Below are 4,175 nucleotides of genomic sequence, written 5' to 3'. Positions count from 1 at the left end.
TTGATGTTCAAGGTCGTCCACTCCTCCGTGCCCCTGGCCCTGGGACTGCTGGGCGCCCTGTCCATCATTCGATTCCGCTCACCGATCAGGACCGGCGAGCAGCTCGTGCATCTGCTATTCCTGCTCGCAATAGGGCTTTCGCTCGGCACGGGCCAGCGTTCGATTGCCGTCATGGGAACGTTCGTTTGTCTGTTGCTGAGCACGGTCGGGAGCCTCGACGCCGGGCGCAAAACCCGCTGCTTCCGGCTGGTAGCCTCTGCCCGAGACGATGATGCGTTCGAGGATCGGGCGCGAGACGTCGTCGCGGCGGGAACATTAGAGAGCCGACAGTCGGAAAACGGAGTCGTCGCGCTCACCGCCCATCTCGAGCTTCGGGGCAGCCGAGAGTTCTCGGTTCTGATGTCCCGGGTGTTCGCCCAAATTCCGTACGCGAGGGTCTCCATTCGGCCCGTCGAAGAGGCCCTCGGTGGGTCCTGAGCCCCGTCGGTTTCGAATCGCCTCTCCGCCGGATGGCGCAGGAGGCGCGGTGCCGAGGCGCGAGGTGAAGTTCGTCTTTCGGGCGACGGACCTGGGAAAGCTGCGATCGATTCTCCGCACCAACTTCCGCCGGGCTCTCTTCGGCAACGCACCTTCGATCATCCGGAGCCTCTACTTCGACGACGCCGCACTGCGAGCTTTTCACGACAGCGTGGAAGGAGTGGGTGCCCGCCGCAAGCTTCGATTGCGCTGGTACAACTCCAATGAACACTCTCTGTTTTTCGAGGTCAAGGAGAGGGAGTTCGATCTCGTCTCCAAACGGCGTGTCGCCATCGGCTCGGACACGCCCCTCTCGTCGCTTCGGTATCGGGACGTTCTCGCGGAGCTGCGGGCGCTCTTGGAGCCGCCGGAGGGCGAGCTCCTGGCGTCCCAGGACCATCCAATCCTCATCTGCGAATATACCCGGGAGTACTACGAGGGGCCCGGCGGCCTCCGCGTCACACTCGATTTCGACCTCGGCTGGTTCGAGCAGCTCGGCGCGCTTCGGCCGCGGTGCCGTTTTGGGGTCCACGTTCCCCGCACGGTCATCCTCGAGGTCAAAGCGCCCGTCGGCGGCAGCGTCGAGATCGCTCCGCTGCTGCACCCGCTCCGAGTCGCGGTGACGCGGTCGTCGAAATACGTGGTGGGCTGCGAGCAGCTGGGCCTGAGCCGTTAAGCGAGCTCTTCGATGCGCCGACAGACGGCGGCGCCCACCTCGCGGGTCCCGAGCGAGCCGCCGAGCTCTCGAGGCGTTTCTCCCCCTTCGATGCAGCCGACAACGGCCTTCTCGATGAGCGCGCCGGCTTTCGCAAGGCCGAGGTGCTCGAGCATCAATTGCGCCGACAGGATCGCGCCGAAGGGGTTCGCGACGTTCTTTCCCGCGTACTTTGGGGCCGATCCATGTACCGGCTCGAACATCGAGACTCCGTCGGGGTTGATGTTACCCGAGGCCGCCATTCCGAGTCCCCCCTGGAGGGCGGCTCCGAGGTCGGTAATGATGTCGCCGAACATGTTGCAGGTTACGATGACGTCGAACTGAGCCGGGTTCTTGACCATCTGCAGCGCGAGAGCGTCGATGTACAGATGGTTCGACTCGATATCGGGATATCGTTCGGAAACCTCGGCGAACACGCGCTGCCAGAGGTCGTGTCCGAATCGTAGCGCGTTCGACTTGTCGCTCATCGTCACTTTGGAGCGGCCGTTATCTCGCGCGTAGCGAAAGGCGTGCTCGATGATTCGCTCGACGCCCTTTCGGGTGTTGACGTCTTCCTGAGTGGCGATCTCGTCGGCAGTGCCCTTCTTGAATATCCCGCCCATCCCCACGTAGAGGCCTTCGGTATTCTCGCGAAACACGACGAAGTCGACGTCGCGTCGACCCCGTCCCGCAAGAGGACAGAGATCGTCGTGGAGGAGTCGAATGGGTCTCTGATTCGCGTAGAGATCGAGAGCGAAACGAGTTCCGAGAAGGATGTCGCGGGCGTGTGCCATGTCGGGTACGCGCGGATCTCCGAGGGCGCCCATGAAGATCGCGTCGAAGTCCTTGCGAAACATGTCGTGGGTTCCGTCTGGCAGAGATACCCCGCTTGCCAGATACCGTTCGGCACCGAAGTCGAACTCCTTCGTTTCGACGACCTCACCGGTAACAGCGCATACGGTCTGGATGACGGCGAGCGCTTCCTTCGTGACGTCGATGCCGATCCCGTCACCGGGAATGACTGCGATTCTTCGAGTCTGCATTGAACCTCCGCGAATGCCGCGTGAAGATAGCACAGCATCGTTCCGGCAACGACCGACGGACGCACCAGCTACAGGGCTGCGCGAAACGTGCGTCGCGGGCGGGGCTCGACGATGAACGATCGCAAGCCGGGTTGCAACCCGGAGTCGACGCGAATAGGATGGTCCTGCGAGAGTAGTTGCCGAGCTTTCGGCGCGTGCCAGAATAGCTCCAGAGCCAGCACCACTTCGATATCCGGCCCGGCCCCGCGATGTAGCAGCGAGAGATGCCGACAGCCCGGTTTGTTCGAGAATCGCCTCGGAAAGGAGTGGAACCATGCGAATCGGCCGAATTCTAGCGGTCTCCCTGGGCGCGGCGTCGATCGTCCTCTCGTGCGGTGGGGGTGAGCGGACGATCGTGAAAACGTTCTTCGACGCCGTACAGGGCGGGGATGCCGACGCCGCGGCTCGTGTGTCGGTCGTCGAGTTTCCCGACGAGGTGAGCTCCTGGGAGATCGTCGAGGTGGGCCCGGAATTCGCCGAGCCGTTCCCCCTCGACACGATGCACAAGAAATTCCTCGAGCTCGAGGATGAGGTCGAAACGAAGAAGAGCGCCGACCAGACTTTCTTGGAGGCCAACCTCGAGGTCTACCAGGAGTATCGCAAGCGCACCGAGAACAATCCCGACGCCGAGCTCGAGGGAAAGCTAGCCGAGTTCAAGAGCGAGCTCGACACCCGTCTCGCGGCGCAGGACGAGCTAGAGAAGGCGCTGGAAAAGCTGCGTGAAGAAATGAAACAGCTGCGCGAGGCGGCGACGCTGTCGCTGAACACGGCCGTCAACGAACGGTATGCCGGCGAAGTGAAAGGCAAAGAGCTGCAGTTGAACATCAACGGCAAGTCCTATCGGCTGGTGCTGAAACGCTACGAGCTCGTCGACTCGGAGCGGAACATCACCCCGATCTCGCGCTGGATCATCACGGGCATCGAAGAGCAGAAGGCGTGATCTCCTCGCGGGGATCGGGCTCTTCGACGTAACCGAGCTCGATCAGACTGTCGCGGGTCGACGCCGGTAACTCGGTATCCTCGACGGCGGGGTTCCTTCTCGCCGAGGTCGCTTGCTGCCAGGCGACTGTGCGGGTGTGGAAGCTTCCGAGCTCGGCCACGAGGGGGGCGAGCCGCGTCCCGGCTTCCCGATAGCGGTCGGCCTCTTCTGCCGGATCGCGATACATATCGTAGAGCTCGCACCGCTCGGGAAACTGGAGTGCGGGGTAGTGGACGAGCTTCAGGCGGCCATTGCTGATCGCGGTGAGGTGTCGATCGTTCTGAAAGAACAGCTGGTCGTGCAGGCGCGTGTCCGTGCCCCGTACGAGGGGAAGCACCGAGCGGCCCTCGAGTCCCGGGGGAAAGTTGACCTGGGCGAGGTCGAGAATCGTCGGATAGATGTCCAGGGTCGATACGGCCGCGGCGACGCGCTCGGCGGAAGGCAGGAAACCGGGGAACGAGACGATGAGCGGTATCCGAAGCGAAGGGTTGAAGAGGTCGTGGCCGTGATCGAAGAAGTAGTCGTGCTCCCCGAGGCTCTCCCCGTGATCCGACGTGAAGACGACCAGCGTGGTCCCCGGGTGAACGCTCGAGGCGAGGGCCTCGAGAACGCGACCGACGTGCGAGTCGGCGAGCAGGATCTCGGCGTCGTACCGGTCGACGTAGTCTCCCCAGCGGGCGCCGTGGATGAACTCGTGGCGGTTCACACCGCCGTGGTATCCGACGACCGGCTCGAGCTCGGGCCCACGAGGCACGATCCCGTCGTCACGGAAGCGATCGAGAAGCTCGTCCGGGGGATCGTAGGGCGTGTGCGGGTTGACGTAGTGAAGCCACAAGAAGAACGGGCGTTCGTCACCCTCGCGGGCGAGGAAAGCTTCTCCGACGCGCGTGATCTGTTCCGTCCG

Annotated in this window: 5 protein-coding genes; 3 read left to right on the top strand and 2 right to left on the bottom strand. The window is 63.3% G+C overall.

The window, feature by feature from the left end; translation table 11 throughout:
• Positions 1 to 477 (top strand): DUF4956 domain-containing protein (locus tag VEK15_26380; GenBank protein HXV64256.1); only part of this gene is annotated, 477 nt, incomplete at its 5' end.
• Between the two features lie 49 nt (positions 478 to 526).
• Positions 527 to 1,192, top strand: coding sequence for a polyphosphate polymerase domain-containing protein (locus tag VEK15_26375; GenBank protein ID HXV64255.1), 666 nt, complete (start codon positions 527 to 529; stop codon positions 1,190 to 1,192).
• On the opposite strand, the gene VEK15_26370 is transcribed toward VEK15_26375, so the two are convergent.
• Positions 1,189 to 2,253: a 3-isopropylmalate dehydrogenase gene (locus tag VEK15_26370; GenBank protein HXV64254.1), complete on the bottom strand. Its 1,065-nt coding sequence runs from the start codon at positions 2,251 to 2,253 to the stop codon at positions 1,189 to 1,191. The genes VEK15_26375 and VEK15_26370 overlap by 4 nt on opposite strands.
• A gap of 313 nt (positions 2,254 to 2,566) precedes the next feature.
• Between VEK15_26370 and VEK15_26365 the strand changes: the two genes are divergently transcribed.
• Complete coding sequence (locus VEK15_26365) at positions 2,567 to 3,232, top strand: hypothetical protein (GenBank protein ID HXV64253.1); 666 nt, start codon at positions 2,567 to 2,569, stop codon at positions 3,230 to 3,232.
• Here VEK15_26365 and VEK15_26360 read toward each other — a convergent pair.
• Positions 3,204 to 4,175 (bottom strand): sulfatase-like hydrolase/transferase (locus VEK15_26360; protein ID HXV64252.1); only part of this gene is annotated, 972 nt, incomplete at its 5' end. The genes VEK15_26365 and VEK15_26360 overlap by 29 nt on opposite strands.

This window comes from Vicinamibacteria bacterium (genome assembly GCA_035620555.1).
Classification (GTDB): domain Bacteria; phylum Acidobacteriota; class Vicinamibacteria; order Marinacidobacterales; family SMYC01; genus DASPGQ01.
Note: the sequence above shows the minus strand (reverse complement) of the source record. Positions and strands in the feature narration are given on the sequence as shown.

Coding starts and splice junctions, on each gene's coding strand:
- VEK15_26370 (HXV64254.1), bottom strand. CDS start 2,253: ATGCAGACTCGAAGAATCGCAGTCATTCCCGGTGACGGGATCGGCATC.
- VEK15_26365 (HXV64253.1), top strand. CDS start 2,567: ATGCGAATCGGCCGAATTCTAGCGGTCTCCCTGGGCGCGGCGTCGATC.